Genomic DNA, 25,060 nt, shown 5'->3' on the forward strand with positions numbered 1-25,060 from the left:
TCCGAGGGGAGTCCATCCCTAACATCCTTGGAGAGGAGCCGCACATGATTGTTACCAAGCAAGATCCACAGACAAGGAAAAGGAAAAACGCCGTATTTGGCTGGGTATTGTCGTTTGTCAAGCCTTACCGAAAATGGGTAGTCATCTGCATCTTTGCTTCGCTGCTCGTCGCGGTGGCAGACATTTTGATGGGGGTCCTGATTCAGCGCATGGTCGAACATACAAGCGACTTTGACAAGCTGGTCCAAATCGCCCTGATCATTTTTTGTCTCACCATCGTCGGTTTTCTCGCGAAGTATTTTATTACATACTCGGCCGCGCGGTTTAGCGCCAGAGCCATGCGGGATTTGAAAAACAAAATGGCGGCGCATCTGGAAAAAGTCCCGATGTCCACGATGGATCAATATCATTCGGGCGATCTCGTTTCTCGCTTGACGAGCGATGCGCAAATCTTGCAAAGCTTTTTGCAGCAGCACTTTTTCCAACTGTTCTATTTGCCGGTTGTGTTTGCCGGGGCACTGACCTTGCTGCTGTCGATCAATTGGAAGCTGATCATTTTCAGCGTCGCGATTCTGCCCATTGCCATCGTGATTACAGGGAGAATGAGCAGACCTTTGCAAACGTATGCCGAGCGCATGCAGGAGCATTTGGGGCAAGCCAATACCGTTGCCCAGGACACTTTGTCCGGGATTCACATGGTGAAAGCTTTTCAACTGGAAGACGTGATGTACCGCAAATACGCAGCGGGCATGAAGCAGGTGCTGAAAAACGGCATACTGGCTGAGAAAAAGCGCGCCTGGATGACCGCTCCCGGAATTTTGCTGTTTTCTGCGCCGATCCTGTTTTTTGTCGCCTACGGTGGCTACTTGATTCAGACCGGAGAGCTGAGCTTGGGCAGCCTGGTCATTTTCAGCTATTTGCTTCACTTTATTATCGAGCCGCTGTCACTCGCCCCTGTGCTGTTTGCCCAAGTCCAGGAGACTTCCGGGGCAGCCAAGCGCCTGCAAGACATTTTTTTGCAGCCTGTGGAGGAAAATGGCCGGACAGCTATTCCGATTGATCCAGCAGCCGTTCCGGTCGAGTTTGAGAACGTCTCGTTTGCCTACGAAAAAACGAAGATACTCGAAAATGTAAGCTTTGTGTTGCCGCCAAACAAAACCGTTGCCTTGGTCGGAGCGAGCGGCAGCGGCAAGAGCACCATCCTGAAATTGCTGTGCGGGTTTTACCGCATCGAGCCAGGCAACGGGTGCATGAGAGTGTTCGGACACTCCCTGAACGACTGGAATACCGCGGAGATGCGCCATTATTTGTCGCTGGTTTCGCAGGATACGACGCTCTTCCCGGTATCGATTGCGGAAAATATCTCGTACGGCCGGGTGCATGCGACGCGAGACGAGATTATCGCAGCGGCGAAAGCGGCCAATGCGCATGATTTCATCCTGGAGTTGCCCCAGGGCTATGAAACAAAAGTCGGGGAACGAGGCTCCCGTCTATCCGGCGGACAAAAACAGCGCATTGCCATTGCCCGCGCGCTTTTGAAGGATGCACCGATTTTGCTGCTGGATGAACCGACGTCAGCCCTCGATACAGAGTCTGAGGCACTCGTTCAGGAGGCGCTGGAAAATGTAATGCGCAATCGGACGGTACTGGTCATTGCCCATCGTCTCTCCACGATCAAAGACGCGGATGAAGTGCTTGTCCTGGAGCAAGGGCAAATCGTCGAAAGAGGCACGCACTACGAATTGCTTGCCCAAGGCGGCGTGTACACCCGCTTGTATCAAAAACAGTTTGCTACAGATGAACAAAGAGCGCTGGCAGCAGAGGGGGTATAGTGTTGTGTTCATCCAGAAGTTAACGCAGGAGCTGCTGCAACTGCTGTCGCTGATGAAAGCGAAAAAGCGCGCGTATTTTTTGGGGCTACTCGGTGATGGAATCGGTCAAGCCGCTGTTTTGGTCGCTTTGCCATTTGTGTTTAAGGATTTGACAGACTTTGCGAGCTCGAAAGACCCGGCACTGCTCACCAGAGCGATCGTGACGATGGCTGCGATGTTTCTTTTGTTCAGTCTGCTGTCGCCTTTTTTCAGCTACATATATCGGCGCTGCGTCCGCGAGGTGGTTGCCAATATCCGGCTGCTTGTTTTTCAGCGATTGAGCCGCTTGCCTTTCGCCTACTACGAGCAGCATCATTCGGGCGATACGATGTCGCGGCTGGGCAACGACGTCCAGCTGATGGAGCGGGCGTATGCCGAACAGTTGAAAACGCTGTGCATCATTATGTTGTCGCTGGTTGGCTCGATCGTCGGGATGTTTGCTTTGGATGGGAAAATTGCCACGGTTCTTTTGCTCGTGAGCACGCTGACCCTTTACGTGAATGCGCAGTTTGCCAAGTCGGTGCGGCGCATTGGCGACCAAATGCAGCAGCAGCTTGGAACGGGCACAGAACGGCTGAGCGATTTTTTGGCAGGCTTGCCCGTCATCAAGATGTTTCATTTACAGAAGGTTGTGACGGCACGCTACACGGAAGCCAATGAACAAGTGACCTTGTCCGCGATCAAGCAAGGACATAAACACGCGCTGTTGGAAGGAACCAACTTTTTCATCCAGTTTGTCAGCTTCGGGGGAATGCTTGTGTTTGGCATCATGATGGTCGCCAAACAAATGATCGGACTCGGTGTGCTGGTCGCGATGGTTCAGCAGCAAATGCTGGTGACACTGGCTTTTTTGCAGCTTGGGCAGGTCATCACGACATTGCAAGGCTCGCTGGCAGGCGCTTCGCGGATTGTCGGCTTTCTCCAGGAACCGCTCGAACCGAAGCGGTACGAACCAGCTTCCGCCCCTACCGCAACCCGGATATACGACAGCATGCTGACAGTGGAGCAGGTCGACTTTGGCTACACCGCCGATACAAAGGTGCTCCAAGGTGTGTCGCTGCAAGTCGGGCGAGGTCAAATGGCTGCGCTGGTAGGGACGAGCGGAGGCGGAAAAAGCACGGTGATGAAGCTGTTGTTAGGCTATTACCCGCCTTCAGCCGGCTCGCTTTCCTTGCTGGGCAAACCGATCGGCCAATATTCGATCGCGGAGATGCGGAGCCTGATTTCCTACGTGCCGCAGGACGCCTTTTTGTTCGAGGGAACCATCGAAGAAAACATTCGCTACGGTTGCCTCGACGCCACGGAAGAAGAGGTGATAAGAGCGAGCAAAGCCGCCTACGCTCACGATTTCATCATGGAACTGCCGGACGGCTATCAGACCCGCACAGGCGAGCGAGGGGCCAAGCTGTCGGGAGGACAGCGCCAACGCATCGCGATTGCCAGAGCGATCCTGAAAAATGCGCCGATTCTTTTACTGGATGAAGCAACCTCTGCTTTGGATACGGAATCGGAGTTCTGGGTGCAGCGAGCGTTGGCGGCTCTCATGCAGGAAAAAACCGTCCTGGTCATCGCTCATCGCCTGTCGACCATCGAGCATGCGGACATGATTTACGTGCTGCACGAAGGAAAAGTGATGGAACAGGGACGGCATGCGGAATTGCTGGCGCAAAACGGCTTGTACGCCAGCATGTATGAAGTACAGCAAAGAAAGGACAGACCTGCTCCCGCCTTGTCGGCGCCGGAAAGCAGCGCAAGTCTCATCTGACCCTGTTTTCCATCTGCCAAACTATCAATCGATCAATCAGCAAAGATGGGAGGAAAGAAATGAAGCTGTTTTGCTTTCCGTACGCAGGCGGACTTCCCGGCATCTACTACAGCTGGAAGTCGAGACTTCCGCCGACCTTTTTGGAAATCGACGCATTCGAGGTGCGCCCACACATTCCCCAGCCGAACCGGGACGTGTTCCTGCCAACCAGCTTTTATGAGCTGCTGGAGGATGTATGCGACCGGATCACGCCCGCACTGGCTGAGACGCCGTTTGCCTTTTTTGGCCACAGCATGGGCGGACTGGTCGCATTTGAACTGACCCGCAAGCTGATGCAAAAGGGCGCACTGTTGCCACAGCACTTGTTTCTGTCCGCCTCTCGCGCACCGCATGCGTATGGCAAACTTGCCAAGACGTACAACCTGCCGCATGACGAGTTTGTCGAAGCGCTGCGCAAGCTCGGCGGCACTCCTGACGACGTCTTGGAAAATCAAGAGCTGCTGGAGCTGTTTTTACCGATCCTGCGTGCCGATTTTCAAGCGGTGCAGACATACGAAATGAATCCCGATCTTCCTCGCCAGGTGCCTGTCAACATGACCGTGCTGTACGGTACGGAGGATACGATTGCACTCGAAGATATTTGGGCGTGGCGCGACTACTGCCAGGGAGCGTGCCAGTTTTTCCCGGTGTCTGGTGGCCATTTTTTCATTCACCACCAAACAAGTTCGATTCTCGAAATCATTCAAAATGTCCTGAAGGAAGAAAAAACGGTGGCAATCCATTCCTCTTTCTAGCAAAGGGGAATGGCACAAATAAATTCTATGTTAAGGTTGGTGTTATGATGAAGAACCGCAAAGCTTTGTCCCGAATGCTGGCAGCCGCTACGTTAACGACGGCACTGGTCTGCCCAACTGTCGCAAGCGCAGCAGCTCCGGCTCCTGTGCTGCATGACGACAATCCGAACGGCCATTTTGGCGACTGGTACACGGGTGCTGTCCCTCCCAACGCGTCCAATAACAAACCCGTGATTCTTTTTGTGCAAGGCTTGCACTCGACTTACAACACCTGGTACACGACAGACGGGTTTTACGATGCCGCGTATAACGCCGGGTATCGTACCGCTTTTGTCCAATTGAAAGACGCAGACGGCACTGGCGGAAACATGTGGACAAACGGGGCCAAGCTCGCCGAAGTGATCAAAAAGGTGGCGGATCATTACGGCGTCTCGAAAATCAACATCATTGCGCATTCCAAAGGCGGCATCGATACGCAGACCGCGCTCGTCCACTACGGGGCACATCCGTATGTAAACGTGGTCCATCAGCTGTCTACGCCGAACAAAGGTTCAGAATTGGCAGACCTGGCCTACAGCAACTGGGCAGGGTGGCTCGCCGATATTCTCGGCAAAAAAGACGACGCCGTGTACTCCTTGCAAACGTCATACATGGCGAATTTCCGCTCCCAAACCGACAACCGCAGCGAAAATCGCTCCACGACCACTTATATGGCTGCCGGAACAGGCGACGACGGCTGGTTTAGCGCTACGTGGTTTGCCCATGCCGTTCTGCCTGGTGAAGACGACGGCGCCGTTTCTGTAGACTCTGCTCTCGGTTTGCCTTACGGGATCAAAAGCTTTACGAAGGACATTTCCCACGGTCAAATCGCGAAGGCTTCGCAAACATGGAATCTGGTCGAGCCCAAATTGAAAAAAGCATCGGCAACGCTGCGGGAACAGCCGAACAAAGTCAGCAAAACGAAAGCAAAAGCTTCCGCAGAAGAAGAAAGCTCCTTCATTTTGCGCGGGGGCGAAGTAGAGGACACCGCTACAGAAACGTTTTTCCTGGAGAGCGGGATTGAAAAGCTGAATCTCGACACCATCACTTCTTCGCAAGCGACAAAGGTGACATTGATCAGCCCGTCCGGCGAAGAGTACGAAGCGGACTTGCGCGATCAGAGCGAATCGGAGGACGAGCCTCTCATTTTCGCCGAAGCTGTTCATCATTTCATTGAAATCGCTGAGCCTGAAGCGGGCGAGTGGACACTTGAGGTCGAAGGAGAGGACGATGCCTTCTTCATGGTCGCTTCGATTGAAGGCGGCGAGCAGGCGAAGGTAAAAGCGAGCAAAAAAGTATTCGAGCAGGGCGACAAAGCGAAAATTTCCGTGGAGCTGGGGGATAGCGAAATTGATCCTTCCTTGCTGCAAAAAGCAAATGTGACGCGTTCGCTCAACGGCGAAAAGGCCAGCGTGCTCGATCAGGTGAAGTTCGCGATCAAAGGCGATGAGCTGACAGGCAATTTTACCGTCCCAACGAAGCCTGGCGTGTACAATCTGTCTTTTGACGTAACGGGCATCAATGAAGACGGCGAGCCATTTACCCGCTCGATCAACTACAATTTTGCGGTAACGGATGACGATGGCGAGTTGGAAAAGTAAGCGGCAAAACATGGACGACCCTTTTTCCAGGGTCGTTTTTTCTGTGCACAGGAAAAGCAGCTTTGTCCGAGCCAGGCACATGACCGATCTTCCCGGCGAGAAAAACAACAAGACAAACGCGTCTTGCTCGACTATACACACCCAAGAAATGGTACAATGAGAAGATGAGCAAAAATGAAACGATCGGGAGGGTGTTGCGCATGAGCGAAGCAAATCAGGAGTATATCGTCATCTCGGGTGCGCGAGAAAACAATCTGAAAAACGTATCCTTGCGCATTCCCAAGCGGAAAATTACAATCTTCACCGGAGTATCCGGCTCCGGCAAGTCATCCATCGTCTTCGATACGATCGCCGCAGAATCGACACGACTGCTGAATGAGAACTTCAGCATGTTCGTGCGCAATTTCTTGCCGCGCTATCCCCAACCAGATGCGGACGCGATCGAGAACTTGAGCATGGCCGTGATTGTCGACCAGAAGCGGCTGGGCGGGGGTTCCCATTCCACGATGGGCACGATTACCGATATTTCGCCGATTCTCCGTCTGCTTTTCTCGCGAGCGGGGCAGCCGTACGTGGGACAAGCGCACCTGTTTTCGTTTAACGACCCGCAAGGCATGTGTCCGGAGTGCAACGGGATCGGCCGCAAATTGGGCGTAGACATGAGCAAGGCCATCGACATGTCCAAGTCGTTGAACGAAGGGGCTATCATGCTGCCGGACTATAAAGTAGACAGCTGGGATTGGACGTTGGTCTTGCAGTCAGGCTCGTTTGATCCGGACAAAAAGCTCTGCGATTACACGGAAGAAGAACTGGAGCTGCTGCTGTACGGCAAAGCGAGGAAAGTGAAGATGGACTTCGCCGGGAAGCTGACGAACATTACGGTCGAAGGCGTCATCGAGAAGTTCACCAACAAGTACATCAAGCAGGACGTGAAGACGAAGTCCGAACGCACGCAAAAAGCGGTGGCACCGTACATCTCCGAAGGTCCATGCCCGAGTTGCAAAGGCGCGAGACTCAGTCAAGCCACGCTCAATTGTCGGATCAACGGACGCAACATCGCGGAAATGTCCGCCATGGAAGTTGGACAGCTCATCCTCGCCATTCGCGAAATCGACGATCCCGCCGTTGCGCCGCTCGTCAAGTCGCTGACGGAGCGGTTGCAGCATCTGGTGGATATCGGACTGGACTATTTGACGCTGGACCGCGAGACGGACACGTTGTCCGGCGGCGAGTCGCAACGGGTTAAAATGGTGAAGCATCTGAGCGGCAGTCTGGTGGATGTCACGTACATTTTCGACGAGCCGAGCGTCGGCTTGCACCCGCGGGATGTACACCGCCTGAACGGATTGCTGCAAAAGCTGCGCGACAAGGGCAACACCGTCATTGTCGTCGAGCACGATCCCGATGTGATCAAAGTGGCGGATCATATCGTCGACGTCGGGCCTCACGCCGGAAGCCGCGGCGGTACGATTATATATGAAGGAAGCTATCAGGGACTGCTTGCCTCCGGTACACTGACAGGCACCCATATGAAACGCCCCCTCCAGTTGAAAAGCGATTGCAGACAGCCGTCTGGCAAACTGTCCATCAAGGACGCTACGCTGCACAATTTGCAAAATGTGAGTGTCGATATTCCGACCGGAGTGCTGACCGTCGTGACAGGCGTGGCCGGATCAGGCAAAAGCACCTTGATTAACGAAATTTTCCTCAGCCAGCATCCAGATGCCATCGTCATCGACCAATCGGCGATAGGCGTATCCACGCGCTCGAATCCTGCGACCTACACAGGGATTATGGACGATGTGCGCAAGGCGTTTGCTTCCGCGAACAAAGTCAATCAAAGCTTGTTCAGCTTCAACTCCAAAGGAGCTTGCGAGAACTGCCAAGGGCTGGGCGTTGTGTACACCGACCTCGCCTTCCTCGACAGTGTGAAGCTGCCATGCGAAGTGTGCGGCGGGAAACGGTTCAAGGAAGAGGTGCTCGCCTACAAGCTGAACGGCAAGTCCATCGCAGAAGTGCTGGAGATGACGGTAGAGCAGGCGCTGGAGTTTTTCGAGCTAAAAGAAGTCGTGCGCAAGCTGCAGGCGATGAGCGATGTAGGTCTGAACTACATCACACTGGGACAGCCGCTCAGCACGCTATCAGGCGGGGAATGCCAGCGCATCAAGCTGGCAAGCGAGCTGCACAAGAAGGGGAGCATTTACGTCATGGACGAGCCGACGACAGGTTTGCATATGTCGGACATCGGCCATCTTCTTGCGATCATGAATCGGCTCGTGGACACCGGAAATACCGTGATTGTCATTGAACATAACCTCGACGTGATCAGCCAGGCGGACTGGATTATCGATATGGGGCCGGACGGCGGCAGCAAGGGCGGCCAGGTAGTGTTTGAGGGCACACCGGAGCAAATCGTCGAAGCGGAGCAGTCGATCACAGGTAAATATTTGAGGTAGTGTATAAAACAAAAAGGAGCAGGGAGAAGCAAGCCCTGTTCCTAAATGATTCCCACTTGTCCAACTTTGTAGTATGCTTGCCAAACAGGGAGGAGATGAATATATGACAAAACAACTGATCTTTGGCGACGCTATGCGCGAGCTGACTGCTACGCGCCGTATTTTGGAGCGCTTGCCCGAGGAACATCTGGACTGGAAGCCGCACGAGAAATCGATGACTTTGGGCGGACTTGCTACACACCTGGTCAACTTGCTGAACTGGCAACTGGCGATTTTGCAATACCCGCAGTTTGACCTTGCGACGGTACCGCTGCAGCGGGAGGCTTTGCAACGACGAGAGGAATTTCTGGAGGAGTTCGACGGGAACATCGGCAAGCTGGAAAAGCTGCTGGACGAATGCGACGAGAAATGGCTCAGCGAAGAGTGGACGTTGAGCCACGGCGATCATATCATCTTCTGTCAACCGCGGGCGATCGCGCTTCGCACTTTCGGCTTGAGTCATATGGTCCATCATCGTGCCCAGCTCGGGGTTTACTTGCGACTGCTCGACGTTCCGGTGCCTGGTTTTTACGGCCCTTCGGCTGATGAGCAAAACGGAGCTTGAACCAACCAACTGTAAGCGAGAGCTGAGCCTGGACAATCACTGGAGCGATTGAAGCAATTGCCGGATGGTGAACAAAAAGCGGGCGAAACAAAGCGCATGATCGACCTGCTCCGCCAGTTTATCGGCTATCGGGAATATCCAAAATACGGCATAGTCAGGCGCTATTTTGTGTATAAACAGGCTTTGCTGAAAGAAGCCGAACAGCTCGTACAAGCTGGCGTGATTCGTGAAACAGAAGATATGTACTACCTTACGTTTGCAGAACTGCACGAAGCCGTACGCACAAACAAGCTCGATTACCGGATCATCAGCACGCCGCATTCGCGTGAATGGGACGGAAGGGTATATTGAAATAGTGTAGTTGACTTAAAAAAAGGTATTCAGGTGCGCATAAGTACGCCTCTGAGTACCTTTTTATTTTCCGATGCGTTGAATGCAGGAGCACGTTAGGGCGTTCACAATTATAGCGTTCTCTCTAACAGTGCTCCCACTTTTTTAGCCATGGCTTTGGGAGGGTAAGGCATTCCATTTTTTATCCACCATTCTATTACACCTACATAAGCGTTCCCGGCGTATTGCAAGACAACATCTTCACTAAAATCCGGATTTCTCCTGCTTTCTGTGTCAATCTCACCTTTAAATCCTTCGATAATCAAATCAAAAAGCCGTATGCGGAAAGAGGGCGCCCCTTTACTTGCTAACATCGTCGCAAAAAACACATAGTTTTTCTCAAAATACTCGAAGAAAGGTAAAAGGCCATTGCTCCAATCCAGCTTGCAAGCCCATTCGCCCATATCGCCCAGCTCATTCATGTGCGCCTCTATGAGTTTGTCTAATAAATCAAATTTATCCCGATAGTGGAGGTAAATGGTCCCTCGGTTTATGTTTGCCCGGTCGGCAATATCCTGAATCGTAATTTCATCGAAGTTTTTTTCAGCCATCAGTTCAATGACTGCCTTTTTCATCGCTTCCTGTGTTTTAAGAACTCTCCGATCTACTTTTGCCACCGTATTTTAACCAACTTTCTTAGATAATCAACATTTTCGATCGCTGTGTTGGAATATCAACAAATTCCGTGATTTTAACCATTGAATGTGCTTCCCTGACATCTATAATAATAGACATGAGTTGATTAAACAACTTGTTTTGTTTATGTAATCCAACACTGACCAGAAATGCAGAGGAGCGAAAAATATATGTGCAAAACTCATGTTCTAAGTGTCCCAAGTGCAAAAGCACCGTTTGAGAAGATTGTTATCGAAAGAAGACATCTTCGCCCGAATGATGTGCTAATCGATATTAAGTTTAGCGGCGTATGTCACTCCGATATTCACAGCGCTTACGGCGAATGGGCGAATGGAATCTTCCCCATGGTTCCGGGTCACGAAATCGCCGGAGTTGTAACAGCAATCGGATCGGAAGTTACGAAATTTTCTGTCGGTGATCGCGTTGGCGTTGGCTGCTTTGTTGACTCTTGCGGAGAATGCGAATATTGTCTCAGCGGAGAGGAGCAATATTGTACGAAAGGCGTTATCAACACGTATAACCAACTAGACTACGATGGTAATCCAACATACGGAGGATACAGCCAAAAAATCGTTGTAAAGGAAGGGTTCGTTGTCCATATTCCTACTGCTTTGAATTTGGATGTGGCGGCGCCGCTTTTATGTGCAGGTATCACCACGTATTCTCCCTTGAAGCACTGGAACGCTGGCCCGGGCAAGAAGGTTGCGATTGTCGGAATGGGGGGACTTGGCCACCTGGCCATTCAATTTGCGCATGCCCTTGGTGCAGATGTAACGGTCTTGAGTCGGTCGATGAATAAAAAGGACGAGGCCCTGGAATTGGGTGCAGACCAGTATTTTGCCACCAACGATCCCGCCACGTTCGCTGAATTGGCTGGTCATTTTGACCTCATATTAAATACCGTTTCTGCAAACCTTCCTGTCGATGCATACTTGTCGTTGCTTCGCGTAGATGGAACCCTTGTCAATGTTGGTGCGCCTGCCGAGCTTGATAAGTATCATGTGTTTTCCTTAATCATGGGCCGTCGCAGCATTGCCGGTTCGCTTGTCGGTGGCATTCGCGAGACACAAGAGATGCTCGACTTCGCCGCAGAACATGGCATTGAACCAAAAATCGAGATCATTCGCGCTGAACAAATAGAAGAAGCTTATGAGCGTGTTTTGCGCAGTGATGTGCGCTACCGATTCGTAATGGATATATCTACTTTGTAGTCTTTCATGATCCGAAATACATGTTCCCTAGAAAAAATGGGTTAGCCACTTTGCAGGTTAACCCACCTTTTGTTAAGAGCTTCCAAGCAATGAAGATAGGCGGTGTTTTTTTGGCTAAACGAGATCATTTATTCATTTTCATCTTAGCCATAGGGGCTTTCGGCATCATCAATACCGAAATGGGAGTTATAGGAATATTACCTTACATGGCTGATCACTTTCATATCAGTATATCTAAGGCCGGGTGGCTGGTGAGTCTCTTCGCACTTGCTGTATCCATCTCTGGTCCAACTATGCCGTTGTTATTTTCGGGGGTAAATCGCAAGACGGCCATGTTGCTCGTCCTTGGTATTTTCGTGCTGGGTAACATTGTCGCTATATTTACAACGAACTTTGCTATTGCAATCATTGCGCGAGTGATTCCCGCTATTTTTCACCCCATCTATTTTTCAGCAGCTTTTACAATGGCCGCCAGCTCCGTGCGCAAGGAAGAAGCGCCAAAAGTTGTTTCAAAAGTTTTTATTGGAGTATCTGCAGGCATGGTACTTGGTGTACCCATCGCAAGTTTTCTGGCCAGTGCCGTTTCGTTTCAAGTATCCATGTCCTTTTTCGCAATCGTAAACGCTATCGTCTTTATCGCGATATTCGTATTTTTCCCTTCCATGCCTGTTCAAGAAAGACTTTCTTACGGCGCTCAATTATCGGTATTGAAAAAATCAATTACCTGGCTTTCCATTGTAGCTGTCATTTTACTAAATTCCGCAGTATTTGGGGTGTACAGCTATCTTGCCGAGTATCTGAAAGCCGTTACGAATACCTCCGGGAATGTAATCAGCGTCATGTTAGTCATATTCGGAGGAGCGAACATCATTGGAAACATTATAGCAGGGAAGTTACTTTCTCAAGCTGCGATCAAATCTGTCGTATCGTTTCCTTTTGCGTTGGGAGCCGTTTACATTGTTTTACTTCTACTTGGACAGTTTACCGTACCTATGGCTTTCATTACGCTGATTTGGGGAATATTGGCTGGAATAGGGGCGAATATAAATCAATATTGGATTATGTCTGCAGCTCCAGAAGCACCTGACTTCGCTAATGGTTTATTTTTATCATCCGTGAATTTAGGAACAACAATTGGTACAGCGGCAGGTGGATTATTTATTTCCGAATTAGGTACCCAATACGTCGTATTAGTGGGATTTTTATCGTTACTATTGAGTCTGGTATTTATATTCATGAGAAATCATATGAACAGTCCTGCAAAACAGCAGTCTAGGTGAGAAAAAGGAGTCAAATCGTATGAGATATGCTCCCAACACTATCCATTTGGGACAACGTGAGATTGACTTCCGCTACGAAAGAAGCAGCTTGCCTAAAGGCGTCTGCTTCTTTTTACATGAGATGGATTTGCAATGAGTTTACTATACATTACAGATTAAAATGTTGACAAATTTAAAGGTCAGTGATAAATTTATTCGAAAATACAGAATATTAAGGAGGGCTCAACATGCAACAACCCCAAAGCCAGCCCTGGATCAACGCAGGTACACTGGCGTCGATTCAAGAAAAGGGCCACAAGTTAATCCACGGCGGGATCGCCGTGTTTTATCATGAGCAGCAGGTTTACGCGGTAGACAATCGCTGTCCGCACTTGGGATTTCCCCTGCATATGGGCAGCCTGTGCGACGGGATCCTTACCTGCCATTGGCATCATGCGCGCTTTGACGTCTGTAGCGGCGGAACATTGGACCCGTGGGCGGACGATGTTCCATCCTATGCAGTCAAAATTGAGAATGGAGTAGTGTGGGTAAATCCGCACCCTAAACAGGCGAACAGCATTGAGAAACATATACTTCGGTTGCAAGAAGGTCTGGAGCAAAATCTGGGGCTGGTGATTGCCAAAGCTGTCGTCGGATTGGTGGAAGCCGGCGTTCCAGTCGCGAAAATCATGCAGGTCGGCATCCATTTCGGTACCGTCTATGGAAGGGGATGGAATCCAGGACTTACCATCCTGACCGCGATGGCCAATGTGCTGCCAAAGCTAGATAAGGCAGGGACGATCCTCGCCCTCTATCAAGGACTGCTTCATGTGGCTCGCAACAGCTCCGGTGCCGCGGCGCGGCATCTGCTCAAGCCGCTGCCGGAGTCTGACGTTCCGTTCGAGCGGCTGACGGAATGGTACCGCAACTGTATCGAGGTCCGCGACACACAAGGAGCTGAAAGAGTGTTGCTCACAGCGATCCGCCAAGGGGCTTCCCTGGAGCAGATATCGGAAATGATGTTGATCGCGGTGACTGATCACTTTTATTTGGATGGCGGCCATACATTCGATTTCCATAATAAAGCCTTTGAAGCGATTGACCTTATTGGCGAAGAGCATACCGAGCAGACACTGACCTCGCTGGTTCGGCTTCTCGCCAATCCGACGCGGAGCGAAGAACTTCATCAATGGCAATCGCCAGTGAATCTAGTCGCTCCACTGAAGGAAGTGTTCGCCCAGTTGGATAGTCTTCCTCTGGCCGCGCCTTATACAAATATTTCCGCAGAAGACGAGCAAAAAATGGTGAAGCAGTTGTTAAGCGACGAACCTCTTGAAACAGTGAATCTTGTAACAGAGCTTTTGAAATCCGGCGCACATCCGGCCCAGTTGGCCCAACTGGTTGCTTTGGCCGCGGCGGAGCGGATTGTTGGCTTCCATACCCAGAATGATTTCGGGGATTGGCTCTCCGTTTTGCATACGTTTACCTATGCCCACGCCGTGCACGAGCGTTTGCGCCGCTCAAGCCATCCATTGCTCATCCGCGCCATCTACCACGGGCTAATCAGAATTTATTTGGATCGTTTTTTGAATATCCCTGCGGCACGCCGCCCAGATGGCTCGGCCGTACCAGCCGTCGACACTACTTGTCCAGAGCGGCTGCTGGAAATTTTGGATCAACGCCAGCAGGTGAAAGAAGCGGCGCGCTGGACAGCCGGCTACCTGCACGCTGGCGGCAATCCCGACGCCTTGCTTAACACTTTGGGTCATGCGCTTTTACGCGAAGACGCCGAATTTCATTCGTTTCAAATGTACGAAGCGGCGGTAGCCGAATATGACCGCTGGGCGATGCGTAGCGACGCTTTTGCCACTCGCGCTGGTGAAACGATGCTTCTGGCAGCAACCCGCTATTTGGCTGCCCACGCACCAACCCCGCGCGAACAGCCGCATATGGCCCAAATAGCCGTACGGCTGCATCGGGGAGAGCGGCTATTTGAAGAAGCGTAATCCTAACATGAAGCTTTGATTGAAGAGATGACTTACTTGTCATCTTTTTGTTCCTGAATACCTCTTTTATCTTCCAATTACATTAATGACGAAGCGACTAATGCCGGATGTTTGACTTCCACAACGGTCATTATTGTTCCTGTTCCCCAATTCCGGCCAAGCATGGCCCATTCTTACGTATTCGATGTCACAAGTCAGAGCCTTACGTTGTTATATGTGCAAAACGTTAAGGAGCTGAGGAAAGATGAACGACTTAACTTGCGTAATCATTGGAGGAGGCCATGTAGGTCTTCATTCGCTTAAAGCGATAAAGGAAGAAACACATGGAATGGTGAACGGACGTCGTCTTCGGTTTGTTCTGATCGACAAGCAATCCGGTCATATGCGCAAAATGCTGTTGTTCCGGCCGGCTGTCGGCCAGGAAGACATTATGGTTCCGTGGACACATTATTCGTTCTCAGAAGGTGTCGAATTCGTTCAAGGCAAGGTTACGTCCGTGGACAGCGGGGCAAAACAGATTCAATATGAAGATACGCATGGTAATCATGCTCTCATGCCATATGATATTCTGGTCGTGGCGGTCGGGAGCATCGTTCGGAGACCGGAACCTGATCGGGGCGGCATCGCCTTGACCGATCCGCTAGCTGCGGCGGCCATCCGGGAACGCTGGCATGCTAACTTGCGGAAGGCAGTTTGTGAGATGAATCCTGAGGAACGAAAGAGATTGATGTCGATCGCGGTTGCGGGCGCGGGCATCAGCGGCGTTGAGACATCTGCCGAGCTGGCGCTTGAGATGCGGAGAGAAGCATCGTCACTAGGGCTGAACCCCTCAGATATCTCTGTTTATTTGTTGAGTGGACAAAAACGATTGTTCATGGAAGGGCCCGAAAAAGTCGGGATAAAATTGGATCAGGCTCTCAGCAATTGCGGCGTAAAAGTTCTTTACAATCGTAAAGTGACAAAGGCGGAAGAAGATGCGGTGCAGCTCAGCAATGGCGACCGTCTGCCCGTTGGTCTATGTATCTGGACAATTGGTTTGATTCCGAATCCCGCCCTTCAAAGCATGGGATTGCCGCTTACTTCGGATGGTCAAGTGCTGGTGGATGAATGTTACCGCGTCCAAGGAGCGCAGGGCGTGTACAGCATCGGAGACTGTGCAAGAATCGTTGATCCGAGTAATGGTAAGGCGGATCTGATGAGAGCCGGAGAAGGTGCGCTGCAGGCAGATAAACTGGGGAGAATCGTAATGGCCGATCTGGAGGGCCGCCCTGCCCCGGTTCACAAATCCCCTAGCTCGATAATCGATTTCTTCTGTATCGGCTTAGGAGAAGATCGCGGGTTTGTATGGGGAAGAAAGTGGGGGCTTAATATGTTCATAACGGGAAAACTGGGGTGGAAAATCAGAAAACTGGCGTGGGACAAAGGCAGCATGCTACGCTAGCAAATAGATACCACAATCAACAGCCGAAATGAGTGAGATGATGGATGGAGGAATTGTTCGTTCAGTATAGAGCGCTTATGTTCACTCTGGCATACCAATTGACAGGTTCCGCAGCAGATGCGGAAGATGCGGTGCAGGACGTGTTTGTCAAGGCGTGCCAAGTACATCCCGAACGTCTAGATGAGCCTAAGGCTTATTTGTGCAAAATGGTAACCAATCGTTGCCTCAATCTGCAGAAATCGGCACGGAAGAAGAGGGAGTTGTACATCGGTCCATGGCTCCCCGAACCGGTTCGGACGCAGGAGGCGGAATCGCTCGAGACGACAGTCATCCGCCGGGATCTGCTGTCATACGCGATGCTTGTACTGCTCGAGCGGCTGACGCCGACAGAGCGGACGGTCTTTGTCCTACGTGAGGCGCTAGGCTTCGACTACCCTGAAATTGCGGAACTGCTCGGCAAGCAAGAGGCGAACTGCCGCAAGCTGTTAAGCCGGGCAAGAAACAAAATGGGCATCGCCGAGGATGAGCAGGTTGCGGCCGAAGTAATCGAATTGGAATGGGTTAGCCGATTCCTCATCTCTCTGGAGCAAGGGAACGTTGATCATCTAATGTCGCTGTTGGCCGAAGACGTCATGTTCGTCGCCGACGGAGGCGGGAAAGCAAAAGCGTTCAGGCATCCGGTGAAAACACCCGAGCTTGTGGCTCGAGTTCTATTCGCCGGAATCCAGAAGTTAAGGTCCTATTCCCAGGGAGATTTCCGTTTCGAGGTTGTCCCTCTGAACGGGGAGACCAGCATCATAATCCGTTTGGGGAGCGAAACCGTGGCTGCAGTATTCATCCAACTCCGACACGGAAAGCTTACGCGAATCTATGCTGTACGTAACCCGGATAAGCTTGCCCAGGTTTAGGTAGTGAAATGAAATTTTCATAAACCATACAACAAACAGGAAACGTTAGATCAACAATACAGCGGCAGTCTATAACTTTATTTTCTCGTTCAGGCCTGCCGCCGTTTGAAATACTACTATAAATTGGACACTTATACACAACGACTCTTTGGGCGAACACTTCTACGGTGTTCGCTCTCTTATATGGTTGTTCATGAGAGTGCTGGGTCTACCTGTTTACCTAACAATATCATTATTATTCAAGTCTGCATCGAATAGTATGTTTACAGGGAGGGGTAGGTTATACAAACACTATTGTCTGTCATCCGGGATTCCCAGAGCGTAGCGGGGGTTTTGGTCAATCGGTAACAAAACCATTAGGGGAAATTGGTGAGCAAAGGAAAGAATACGTATAAGAGGCATAATTAATGAAAAGAATCATCCAAAAATTTAATTATGCTAAGCACGATCAAAAAATAAAAGTTATAATATGATTGAAACTCAGTTCATGAAAATGCTATTTCATGAACTGAGTTTAATAAGAATGAACTTAAACGGCACTAATTAAGACATACATGCGCAACCATTCTATATAACGAAGGAAATGCAGATCTACTGGCTATTTCTGAACTTCTTGGCCATAAAGACCCCAGTACTAATAAAATTTATACGAAGATCAAACAGGAAAAAATGCGTTCAGTGCTTGAATCCAATCCATTAAACTATTAGAGATTTCCTTCTTTTCAAGTTCAAGTGGTTGCACAAATGATGCAACCACTTTTGCTTTAATGTACAGATGTTGCTTTTAAACTCTTGTACCAATGGAGTAATGTTTACGTTAACAGACAACAGTCTCAACGATTTCTGCTCTTTTTATCAGTTTACATAATATATATTATCGGACTCAAAATAATATCAAGCAAAACAGCAGTGAAGAACCACCTATCCCAGCCGAAAATGACCAACCAGCACCAACAATAAGCTCAACTCAGGCCAACCGTACATAACCAGCCATTTGCCATACAGCCGCCACAAATAACCGGCATGATCCAAACTGTTTTCATTCGACAAAATGCATCATTCGTCAAAGTCTCACATCAAATAGCTAATAGACGTAAATGCCCGGCATTGCCGATTTTCCGCTGGCTCAACAGATGCATCCCATGACAACAAATCCAAGCAAGCTTTCACAATAGCTTCAGTAGCCCCGAATCTGTGAAAGCTCTGGATCTATGAACCGTAAGCCACAAACCACCACGCTCTAAGACATGTCCCTCAGACAACACCACAAAAATTCACTCACACGAAAATAATGAAATATTTTTAAAATTATATATTTACATTTATTGTAATTTAAATTATAGTATAATTAAGATCACTATGACTAAAAAACACCACACTCACCTGGAGGTCCCGACATGACAAAAGTAAAAACAAAATCGACGGCAGCCACCACCTCTTCCAAAAAAAGATCCTACGAAGATACGCTAAATAACCTGGCCCACTACTTGGAGAAAAAACCAGGCAAACGAAAATAAAAACAAAGAGTGCCCGGCAAAAGCGGCACTCTGTTTGGCGTGAATCGAGGCTACGCCATCCTCTCTCTTCTCTTCCTTGCTCCACTACCTCTTGTCGATCCCCTCAGCCAATCGCTACTCTTCTTCTGGAGACTCCATCCAGCCTATCACGTAAAAATCCGTCAACAAGCGAACGATTTTCCCATCTGCATCGTAACCGATATAGCTCGCGTAGCTGCCATCGCCCCAGCCGGACGAAAACATGGCAATGTTTGCGCCATCCCCCATGTCTTTCACCAGCCAGTTCCGTGTGTGTTTGTACGTCTGATCCATTTCCTCCATCAATGTTTCGAAGTATGTATCATCCTGCTCCATTTTGCTCTCCAGTTGTTTGCATGCCACTTCGTCCATAAAGCAGCCTGTGCCTGCGTCAACCCCGTAGCCAAAAAACTCATGAGGTGCGAGCTGAGAGACGTCCGAGTTTTCCCAGACCGCCATTTTCCAACTCACTACCGGCTTATCTGCAAACACAATCCGGGCCAAAGCGACGCGCTCATCCGGTTCCAATTCTTCCTCTGGCGACTTCGCTTCACCCAAATGCTGTACTTGTGCAATCGCGAGCTGAACCGGGAAGCTGCCTGTCGGGAATGTTTCCGTAAATGGTTCCGTCTCAAACATGACTAGCGGGTCATTGGCGACGATTTTTCCTGTTTGAATCTGGAGCTGGCCGATGTCTTGGCGGAAAAGGCGGTATTCATAGCCGTCCTGTTCCGTACGAAATCCTGCTGCAAATGCGCTCTCAAAAAAATCAGGATAATGCTCTCTCACACGTCATTCCTCCTAGCAAATCCATTTGGTATCGCTACAGAATGAAGCAACCCACTGTCAGGTAGTTGCCAGCGGGTTGTCAGTCTTCGCATTCGTTTCTTGCTTGTTTATTTCGTTAAAGCTGCGTCCAGCGCCACTTCGATCATTTCGTTGAACGTCGTTTGGCGCTCATCTGCCGAAGTCTCTTCTCCGGTCAAAATGTGGTCGCTTACGGTCAAGATGGACAAGGCGTTGCGCTTGTGCTTGGCGGCCAATGTGTAGAGTGCGGAAGACTCCATTTCGACGGCAAGCACCTGGTAAGTCGCCAGTTTTTTGTACAGGTCAAAATTTTCGCGGTAAAAGCTGTCGCTGGTGAAAATATTGCCGACTTTGACCGACAGGTTGCGTTCAGAAGCTACTTGGTAAGCTTTGTGCAAAAGTTCAAAGCTCGCTGTCGGAGCAAAATCAATCTGGTTGAACAGCAAGCGGTTTACTTGCGAATCAGAAGAAGCGCTCATCGCGATGATGACGTCGCGCACTTTGATGTCTTCCTGGATCGCTCCGCACGTTCCGACGCGAATCAAGTTTTGCACGCCGTAGGACTCCATCAGTTCATTCACGTAAATCGAGATAGACGGAACGCCCATGCCTGTTCCTTGGACGGAGACGCGTTTGCCTTTGTATGTACCTGTGAATCCGAGCATGCCGCGCACTTCATTGTAGCACTCGGCGCCTTCCAGGAAAGTTTCCGCAATGTATTTGGCGCGCAACGGATCGCCAGGCAGCAAAATCGTTTCTGCGATTTGTCCTTGCTTCGCTCCAATATGTATACTCATAATCGCTTGCTCCTTCTCTTACAAAAAATTTCCTACCTGACTATCGTACTACAAAAACCGAACGATGCAAAATGAAAAATAGAGAGCGATACTATGGCAGCATCGCTTATTTGAACCGTGTATGTCATTCGTCTGGTTGCTGTAAAAAGGAGATGGCCTCCAGGTGATCTCCCAAGTCTGTCAACTTGCTTTGCGCATCGCGTTCCGGCGTGATTCGCTGCTCCTTGCCTGAAAGCCGCTCAATCCTCGTGCGGATAGATGTCACGCGCAGTTCTTTTTGCAAAGCGATCGCTTGTGCTACGGCTGGGACGAGAAAATAGTGGGCACCGATCGAGGAAGCAGCTTCCCGCGTGATGGCAAAAGGAAGATCGTTCATCGACGCACCGCCAAGCTCACTGCGATTGAGCAAGCTATTGAGGAATTGTTTGGCTAACTGCACCGGGTACTGTTCTTCCTTCACCCTTACAGGTGAACAGGCGGCGTGCCGTACAGCAATATCACCGCCGCGATAGCAGGAACGGACAAACGGCTGAAGCTCGTGGGCGGCGACGATTTGCTCCGCCGCAAGAAACAGCCACACGTCGCCCGTCGCTTCGCGCGCTCCCACTGTACGCCACACATCTTCCCCGAGCGCAAAAGGATAGACGAAGATGCGCAAGGCGCTGCCAGAGTAGGAAAGCACCTGTTCCAGCGAGCGATCTTGACTGCCGTGCACGACGACGACGATTTCCAAGGGGCAGAGCTTCTCAGCCTGTTTGAGCACCTTGAGCACCGTTTTTTCATCCTGTTCGACTCCGACGATAATGCTTAGTCTGCCCTGATTCTCCCATTTTTCCACATGGCTAATGCGGACGCCTTTTGTGTCTTTGCGCTCTCTTGCGGATTCTCTTGGTCCTTTCTTTCCGTTTGGCACCCCATCCATCGGCCTCCTTGTCGTCTGATTCCTGGTAGAACACAGAACGCAGATGCAAAAGTCCTGTTTCTTGCGCCAAAATCCGGTGCCGTTCCCCATCCGGCATGGCTCCGCGCTCATTTTTATCTTGGAGGAGCATGTGAATCGCTCGCGCATGTTCCTCGAATAAGACTGATTTTGGTTTGGCTAAAGCCTGACTTGGCGGCAATCGCTTTCGTGCGGAGCGCTCGATTGGCTCACAGGTGATGGCAAGACCTTTTTTGACGGCTTTCACAAGCGCCACGGCCGGAATGCACAAGGCTCGAAAGTCGATCGTCTCCAACGCCTTGCGGTTCAGTATGAACGGAGCCTTTTCCAACGAAGCCGAACCGAACTGCCGATGACCGAGCAACTGATTCAGGAAGGAAAAGGCGTAGCGGACAGAGCCCGGCTTCGTTTTTGCCTGTCCAAAGTCGTCTGCGCACATGACGACGTCATAGCCTTGCTGGACTTTTGCGATCCACTTTTTATAACAAGCCTGTGACAAGCCGTTTCGCTCGTCCAGAAAAAGCAGAACGCTTCCTGTGGCGTGCTTGGCGCCAATCGCCCGGCATTCGCTGCTGCTGGCATTGCTCTCGGCCGCAATCACTTTCGCTCCCCACACGTAAGATACAGAGACATCGTCCGCATGGGGCTGCAACCCTGCGCAGACGATGACCATTTCCGCGCCAGGAGTCACTTGCTTGACAGCGTGAACCAAGCGCTCTACATTCCTGGCCTGGTCATGGGTCGGGATAATGACGGACAAAAGACCTTGTACATCGTGTGTAGCGTCCATCGGCAGTTCCCCCCATCGACAGAAATGTAAGGCTTTACCCATATTGTACGTTTCCCGGCAACAATAGGACACGGCTGCTATCCCCGCGCGTTCTATCCAAATCCGCATGCAAAAAAGCAGGACGATGGAAGCGTTGTCCGTCGCCCTGCTTTTGATTGCTTGCTTTGCGTTCCCTTTTGTCAATTTACGCGGCGCTGCCAATCGCGCTGCCGGACTCGACGCGCTTTGCGCGAGCGGGCGATGGCACAGCCGATCAAGAACAAATTCATCCCCAGCCAGGCGATCAGCACGCTGTACCGCGCCACGGGAGGACTGTCGTCCAATGCTAACGCCGAAGCGATTACTGTCGGTTTCGGTTGCACAGGTGGATCGTGGCGCTCTAGCGGGTAGGAAACCGCAAGTGCCCCGGCCGTGACGGAGAGCTGTCCGTCTGAAGCGAGCTGGACGAGCGGCTCCGTGCCTTTTGGAACAGTCGCATACAAATCATCCTTTGCCGAGTAAGTCACTTGGCTGTCACTGCCTGGTGACGACACCTCTGTGTAACGCTCTCCTTTGGCGGCAATTTGCTTCGTCTCATAGCCGTTCAACCCGAAATCAAGCAGCTTGACTACGTCTTTGTACGCATAGTTGCTTGAAGCCGCTTTCATCGTGACAGCGATCATCTCCGTATCGCCGCGTTTGGCAGAGCCAACCAATGTATGCATCGCCTGATCGGTAAAACCATTCTTGATCCCGGTTGCCCCGGGATAATCGCGCAGCAGCTTGTTGTGATTGATCAGCTCCGATTTCCATTCCTTCCCGTCCCATGGCAGGCGGTTTGTGCCGACGATTTGCCGGAAAATCGGGTTTTTCATCGCGTACTGGGCGATTTTGGCCATGTCGGCGGCTGTCGTGTAATGGTTCGGATCGTGCAAGCCGTGTGCGTTGGCAAAATGAGTTTCTGTTACGCCCACTTTTTCAGCCAAGTAAGCGTTCAGTTCCTGGGCGAACTGCTCGGTAGTGCCGCTCATATGCTCCGCGATCGCGGTCGCAGCGTCATTTCCCGAGTGCATCAGCAAGCCGTATTCCAGCTTGCGCAGCGAAACTTGCTCGCCTTCTCCCAGGTAAACCCGCGTTCCTTCTTCAAATCTGGCTTTTTTGGAAACCGTGACGGTATCATCCGGATTTCCTTTTTCGATGGCGTAAATGCCGGTAGCGATTTTCGTTATGCTGGCAGGGTATAGCCTGACATGAGGGTTCTTTTCAAACAGGACTTGTCCCGTTGTCGCATCGATGAGGATGGCCGATTCGCCAAACAGTTGGTCTGGTGCAATCGCAGGCGCTCCCTCAGCAAAAGCCACAGGCACGTCGAGATTGACCATCACCGTGACCACAACGAGAAGGTACGTGAGTAGAAAGCGCATGTTAGTCTAAATCCTTTCCTTGCTTGTCGGGTGTTAACGTATGGCTTTTGACTATTTGACTGGATGAAGCTCGGCTTTGGCCGTTATTTCAACCGCTTGCCGAGCAAATCGTGAATCATTTTGAACTTCGGATTGTCCGCAAAAGCTTCCTCGAAGCCGCTGACGTGCTCGCGGTACAAAGCTGCGGCAGACTCCAAATCTTGTTTGACGTAGAGCGAAAAAATTTCTTCCAGCTTTTCTTCCAGCGTCGAATCCACTTCCGCCGGAGTCAAAATCTCCTGGCGCAGGTTGTTCATCAACACATCGAGCTGATGGGTGATGACAGACGCTTCATGCAGCTGTTGCAGCACATCCTTCGGAATATTTCCGTCGTATTTGTAGCGCAGCTCATGCTCGTTTGTCGCCCAGAAGTTCATGCCAAGTGTACGAATTTGGATTTCACAAAAAAGGGTACGCTTTTCGCTCCCGTGATATACGGTATAAGAAACAATCATATGGATACTGCGGTAACCGGAATCTTTCGGGTTAGCGATGTAGTCCTTGATGTCGTGAATGACGATATCTTCCCGCTCATACAACAACTGCTGTACTTCTCTGACGTCATCGACATAGCGGCAAACTACGCGCAAGCCCGCGATATCCTGAACTTCCTTGCCGACTTCCTCTTGCCAGTTGGCTTGCTGAAAATCGATTCCCTTCTCGTTCGCCTTTTTGATGAGACTGTCCACTTTTTTGACTCGCCCCACCACAAATTCAATCGGAGAATAGCGGCCGCTTTTCAAAAAGCCGTACTTGATTCCTTTCAGTTTGAGCTTCAATTCCTCTACTGCCTGTTCATACGGTGCCAAGAAATGGACCATATTGTTCAAGACTTTGCTTGGCACATGGGTACCTCTCATAAAAAACACCTCCAATTACTTCCAGAGGAAAGGTGATGCATCAAAAAACGGCTGCGGATTTACGTACGTATTGCCAATCAACATGCCGTAATGAAGGTGAGGGCCTGTAGAAAAACCCGTCGTGCCCATTTGCCCAATCACCTGACCCTGTTTCACTTCCTGCCCGGCCTTGACGGACAGCTTCGACATATGTGCGTAGATGGAAAACACGTTTAGACCGTGATCAATAATGATCGTGTTGCCTGTCAAATAAAGCGAGTCTGCCAAAACGACTTTGCCGTTGTTGCTCGCCCAGATCGGCGTTCCTGTTTTGTTGGCCAAGTCAATCGCTGCATGGCGATTGGCAGGCACTCCGTTGACCACGCGCTGGTAGCCAAACGGGGTAGTCAACGTTCCTTTCGTCGGTACGATAAATGGTTCGGTAAAGTACGGAGTCGCCCGTGAGCTTGCGCGAGCGGCGTTGATTTTTTTCTGATCGGCATCGATGCGGGCCGTATCCTGACGCATGGCATTCATTTGCTTGCTTACCGTCAGCTTGTCCACTTCGAACTTTTTCGGTTGAACCGTCACGGCAACAGACAGCTTTTTGTCTGCCGATTGCAGCTTGTAGTCTCCCGGCTTCATGTCAAATGGAATCGGGATAAATCGGGCATACTCGTTAGAAGAGGACTGCAAACGGTATGTTCGCGAAAAGAGCGTGACCGTTTGAGGCTGTTTGCTGCGCACCAAAATAACATCGCCGGGATACGTCTTGGCTGGCGTCACGCTAAGCGACGGTTGTTGTTTCTCTGCACTCGCGTAAGCGCCTTCCAGTACCTGGCTGTAAACGGTCGTTCCGGACGTGAGCGTCAACGCAACGACCATCATTAAACTGACCATCGATTGGAACATAAGCACGCTCCCTCCCA

20 protein-coding genes and 1 pseudogene are annotated in these 25,060 nt (G+C 50.7%); 13 read left to right on the top strand and 8 right to left on the bottom strand.

Translation table 11 applies throughout. The features are described from left to right. The first annotated feature begins 44 nt into the window (after positions 1-44). From IRJ17_RS18020 to IRJ17_RS18050, 7 genes and pseudogenes are all read left to right on the top strand, one after another. The gene (locus IRJ17_RS18020) at positions 45-1,832 is read left to right on the top strand and encodes an ABC transporter ATP-binding protein (RefSeq protein ID WP_242771376.1); all 1,788 of its coding nucleotides are present in this window, start codon (positions 45-47) and stop codon (positions 1,830-1,832) included. A gap of 4 nt (positions 1,833-1,836) precedes the next feature. Then, positions 1,837-3,636 (top strand): ABC transporter ATP-binding protein, encoded by a 1,800-nt coding sequence (locus IRJ17_RS18025; protein WP_242771378.1) that lies wholly within the window; start codon positions 1,837-1,839, stop codon positions 3,634-3,636. A 59-nt stretch (positions 3,637-3,695) separates the two neighbouring features. After that, positions 3,696-4,430: a thioesterase II family protein gene (locus IRJ17_RS18030; RefSeq protein WP_173599363.1), complete on the top strand. Its 735-nt coding sequence runs from the start codon at positions 3,696-3,698 to the stop codon at positions 4,428-4,430. Between the two features lie 47 nt (positions 4,431-4,477). After that, a complete protein-coding gene (locus IRJ17_RS18035) occupies positions 4,478-6,070 on the top strand; it encodes an alpha/beta hydrolase (protein ID WP_173597338.1) in 1,593 nt (530 codons plus the stop codon). A 200-nt stretch (positions 6,071-6,270) separates the two neighbouring features. Continuing rightward, the gene (locus IRJ17_RS18040) at positions 6,271-8,526 is read left to right on the top strand and encodes an ATP-binding cassette domain-containing protein (protein WP_122966499.1); all 2,256 of its coding nucleotides are present in this window, start codon (positions 6,271-6,273) and stop codon (positions 8,524-8,526) included. 103 nt (positions 8,527-8,629) lie between these two features. Continuing rightward, positions 8,630-9,130: a DinB family protein gene (locus tag IRJ17_RS18045; RefSeq protein ID WP_122966500.1), complete on the top strand. Its 501-nt coding sequence runs from the start codon at positions 8,630-8,632 to the stop codon at positions 9,128-9,130. 39 nt (positions 9,131-9,169) lie between these two features. Beyond that, positions 9,170-9,442, top strand: a pseudogene (locus tag IRJ17_RS18050) (phosphoenolpyruvate synthase); the annotation flags it as partial. A 149-nt stretch (positions 9,443-9,591) separates the two neighbouring features. Here IRJ17_RS18050 and IRJ17_RS18055 read toward each other — a convergent pair. Next, a complete protein-coding gene (locus tag IRJ17_RS18055; protein ID WP_122966501.1) occupies positions 9,592-10,137 on the bottom strand; it encodes a TetR/AcrR family transcriptional regulator in 546 nt (181 codons plus the stop codon). A 189-nt stretch (positions 10,138-10,326) separates the two neighbouring features. Here IRJ17_RS18055 and IRJ17_RS18060 point away from each other — a divergent pair, with 189 nt between their 5' ends. The 6 genes from IRJ17_RS18060 (at position 10,327) to IRJ17_RS28335 (ending at position 17,689) form a co-directional block, all read left to right on the top strand. Beyond that, complete coding sequence (locus IRJ17_RS18060; protein WP_122966502.1) at positions 10,327-11,367, top strand: NAD(P)-dependent alcohol dehydrogenase; 1,041 nt, start codon at positions 10,327-10,329, stop codon at positions 11,365-11,367. An 89-nt stretch (positions 11,368-11,456) separates the two neighbouring features. After that, complete coding sequence (locus IRJ17_RS18065; RefSeq protein WP_373926304.1) at positions 11,457-12,647, top strand: MFS transporter; 1,191 nt, start codon at positions 11,457-11,459, stop codon at positions 12,645-12,647. 227 nt (positions 12,648-12,874) lie between these two features. After that, positions 12,875-14,632 carry a Rieske (2Fe-2S) protein gene (locus tag IRJ17_RS18070; protein ID WP_217020925.1) on the top strand — a complete coding sequence of 586 codons (1,758 nt, stop codon included), beginning with the start codon at positions 12,875-12,877 and terminating at the stop codon, positions 14,630-14,632. A 244-nt stretch (positions 14,633-14,876) separates the two neighbouring features. After that, positions 14,877-16,073 (top strand): NAD(P)/FAD-dependent oxidoreductase, encoded by a 1,197-nt coding sequence (locus tag IRJ17_RS18075; protein WP_242771380.1) that lies wholly within the window; start codon positions 14,877-14,879, stop codon positions 16,071-16,073. Between the two features lie 44 nt (positions 16,074-16,117). After that, positions 16,118-16,981 carry an RNA polymerase sigma factor SigJ gene (gene sigJ / locus IRJ17_RS18080; protein WP_122966505.1) on the top strand — a complete coding sequence of 288 codons (864 nt, stop codon included), beginning with the start codon at positions 16,118-16,120 and terminating at the stop codon, positions 16,979-16,981. A 594-nt stretch (positions 16,982-17,575) separates the two neighbouring features. After that, positions 17,576-17,689, top strand: coding sequence for a hypothetical protein (locus tag IRJ17_RS28335; protein WP_423751969.1), 114 nt, complete (start codon positions 17,576-17,578; stop codon positions 17,687-17,689). 923 nt (positions 17,690-18,612) lie between these two features. Here IRJ17_RS28335 and IRJ17_RS18085 read toward each other — a convergent pair. From IRJ17_RS18085 to IRJ17_RS18115, 7 genes are all read right to left on the bottom strand, one after another. Further along, positions 18,613-19,305 carry a DUF4241 domain-containing protein gene (locus IRJ17_RS18085; RefSeq protein ID WP_173597344.1) on the bottom strand — a complete coding sequence of 231 codons (693 nt, stop codon included), beginning with the start codon at positions 19,303-19,305 and terminating at the stop codon, positions 18,613-18,615. 107 nt (positions 19,306-19,412) lie between these two features. Next, the gene (gene deoD / locus IRJ17_RS18090) at positions 19,413-20,120 is read right to left on the bottom strand and encodes a purine-nucleoside phosphorylase (RefSeq protein WP_122966507.1); all 708 of its coding nucleotides are present in this window, start codon (positions 20,118-20,120) and stop codon (positions 19,413-19,415) included. Between the two features lie 124 nt (positions 20,121-20,244). Then, positions 20,245-21,033 carry a glycosyltransferase family A protein gene (locus IRJ17_RS18095; RefSeq protein WP_233454168.1) on the bottom strand — a complete coding sequence of 263 codons (789 nt, stop codon included), beginning with the start codon at positions 21,031-21,033 and terminating at the stop codon, positions 20,245-20,247. Then, on the bottom strand, positions 20,963-21,850 hold the full coding sequence (locus IRJ17_RS18100; RefSeq protein ID WP_242771382.1) for a glycosyltransferase family 2 protein: 888 nt from the start codon (positions 21,848-21,850) through the stop codon (positions 20,963-20,965). The genes IRJ17_RS18095 and IRJ17_RS18100 overlap by 71 nt, the downstream gene beginning before the upstream one ends. Positions 21,851-22,029: 179 nt before the next feature. Further along, positions 22,030-23,253, bottom strand: coding sequence for a D-alanyl-D-alanine carboxypeptidase family protein (locus IRJ17_RS18105; protein ID WP_122966510.1), 1,224 nt, complete (start codon positions 23,251-23,253; stop codon positions 22,030-22,032). Between the two features lie 83 nt (positions 23,254-23,336). Next, positions 23,337-24,152 carry a GTP pyrophosphokinase gene (locus IRJ17_RS18110; protein ID WP_122966511.1) on the bottom strand — a complete coding sequence of 272 codons (816 nt, stop codon included), beginning with the start codon at positions 24,150-24,152 and terminating at the stop codon, positions 23,337-23,339. A 15-nt stretch (positions 24,153-24,167) separates the two neighbouring features. Further along, positions 24,168-25,043, bottom strand: coding sequence for a M23 family metallopeptidase (locus IRJ17_RS18115; RefSeq protein WP_173597346.1), 876 nt, complete (start codon positions 25,041-25,043; stop codon positions 24,168-24,170). Positions 25,044-25,060: the final 17 nt, after the last annotated feature.

Source organism: Brevibacillus parabrevis (assembly GCF_022701015.1).
Classification (GTDB): domain Bacteria; phylum Bacillota; class Bacilli; order Brevibacillales; family Brevibacillaceae; genus Brevibacillus; species Brevibacillus parabrevis.

Excerpts from the sequence above, each read along its gene's own strand:
- IRJ17_RS18020 (WP_242771376.1), top strand. The coding sequence starts at position 45 with ATGATTGTTACCAAGCAAGATCCACAGACAAGGAAAAGGAAAAACGCC.
- IRJ17_RS18030 (WP_173599363.1), top strand. The coding sequence starts at position 3,696 with ATGAAGCTGTTTTGCTTTCCGTACGCAGGCGGACTTCCCGGCATCTAC.
- IRJ17_RS18035 (WP_173597338.1), top strand. The coding sequence starts at position 4,478 with ATGAAGAACCGCAAAGCTTTGTCCCGAATGCTGGCAGCCGCTACGTTA.
- IRJ17_RS18040 (WP_122966499.1), top strand. The coding sequence starts at position 6,271 with ATGAGCGAAGCAAATCAGGAGTATATCGTCATCTCGGGTGCGCGAGAA.
- IRJ17_RS18045 (WP_122966500.1), top strand. The coding sequence starts at position 8,630 with ATGACAAAACAACTGATCTTTGGCGACGCTATGCGCGAGCTGACTGCT.
- IRJ17_RS18060 (WP_122966502.1), top strand. The coding sequence starts at position 10,327 with ATGTGCAAAACTCATGTTCTAAGTGTCCCAAGTGCAAAAGCACCGTTT.
- IRJ17_RS18065 (WP_373926304.1), top strand. The coding sequence starts at position 11,457 with ATGAAGATAGGCGGTGTTTTTTTGGCTAAACGAGATCATTTATTCATT.
- IRJ17_RS18070 (WP_217020925.1), top strand. The coding sequence starts at position 12,875 with ATGCAACAACCCCAAAGCCAGCCCTGGATCAACGCAGGTACACTGGCG.
- IRJ17_RS18075 (WP_242771380.1), top strand. The coding sequence starts at position 14,877 with ATGAACGACTTAACTTGCGTAATCATTGGAGGAGGCCATGTAGGTCTT.
- sigJ (WP_122966505.1), top strand. The coding sequence starts at position 16,118 with ATGGAGGAATTGTTCGTTCAGTATAGAGCGCTTATGTTCACTCTGGCA.
- deoD (WP_122966507.1), bottom strand. The coding sequence starts at position 20,120 with ATGAGTATACATATTGGAGCGAAGCAAGGACAAATCGCAGAAACGATT.
- IRJ17_RS18100 (WP_242771382.1), bottom strand. The coding sequence starts at position 21,850 with ATGGACGCTACACACGATGTACAAGGTCTTTTGTCCGTCATTATCCCG.
- IRJ17_RS18105 (WP_122966510.1), bottom strand. The coding sequence starts at position 23,253 with ATGCGCTTTCTACTCACGTACCTTCTCGTTGTGGTCACGGTGATGGTC.
- IRJ17_RS18110 (WP_122966511.1), bottom strand. The coding sequence starts at position 24,152 with ATGAGAGGTACCCATGTGCCAAGCAAAGTCTTGAACAATATGGTCCAT.
- IRJ17_RS18115 (WP_173597346.1), bottom strand. The coding sequence starts at position 25,043 with ATGTTCCAATCGATGGTCAGTTTAATGATGGTCGTTGCGTTGACGCTC.